Below are 1,023 nucleotides of genomic sequence, written 5' to 3'. Positions count from 1 at the left end.
AGTAAGGACTATCCCCATGAAGCATAAAATCAAGTTGTAGGTCTAAATCATACCATTTCTTATTTTGGGTGCGTGCATAATTTAACAAGGCTGTATGCCGTGTTGACCCATCTGCAGTATCCGTCCATTGCCCTAAACCCAGACCTCTATGAAGAATATTAGGATAAGCACCACTATAAATGGCTGGACCTCCAATCGCTAACCAGCTTTCATCATCCCATGAGGAATCGGTAGCGCCAACAGGAGGAGATAAATAATCTCCTTCAGCTCGTTTAGGATTAATAGAAGACTCTACCGACCAATTTCCTAAAATTGCCGCAATGGCTTGGGGACTTGCCCCTTGAGATTTCAAAAACTCATAAATATGTTTTGCTCGTTCAAACTCATCCCCACCAAACTGACCAATGGCAGGTAAGATAGTTGTCTGAAGTTGAATGACTTTTGGAAAATAAAATTGCGGATTGACATACACCAATTTTTCTTTCTTGTTCTTATACTTTTGATAGGAAACTTTCAAACCTGTATCGTCTGGTGTTTCACCAATAATATCACCCGTTAGGACTCTTGTCCCCTCAATCGCACGACCATTATGAATAGAATACAAGGTCAATCGACTCTCATTCTCTCCTTTTCCGTTAGTGAGAATAACATCATCTCCGTCTAGAGATACAACACCATCCATTGGTGCGACAATTGTTTGGTGAACCTTCGCTTCTAGTAGAATGTACTCCTGAAGAGTAGGTTTTCCGTCTAAATCATAGTATCCATAACGATAAGTCATGGTTAGACTATCTTCGTTGCTTTTCCCCTCAAATGGATTGTCCAATTCCTGCATGGAAGCATAGACACCTTCTTCTTTTAGTTCCTTAATTTCCTCTTGATCGTCTTTCGATAGTTTATACTTAGGACTTTCATAGAGGTCTTGCATGGATTTCAAATCTTCCCCATCGTTTAAATCATGCCACAAAGTAGACAGATAATCCTTGTAAGTTTCTGAACTAAATAAGTGAACTGGTTTGTGTA

General features: G+C 39.7%; 1 protein-coding gene. It reads right to left on the bottom strand.

Annotated elements, in window-relative coordinates; translation table 11 throughout:
* Positions 1 to 1,023: phage tail tip lysozyme (locus CBI42_RS10845; RefSeq protein ID WP_142294111.1), on the bottom strand; the 1,023-nt coding region annotated here is incomplete at both ends.

Source organism: Streptococcus sp. KR (genome assembly GCF_002238115.1).
Classification (GTDB): domain Bacteria; phylum Bacillota; class Bacilli; order Lactobacillales; family Streptococcaceae; genus Streptococcus.
This window is presented reverse-complemented; position numbering and strand designations above follow the sequence as displayed.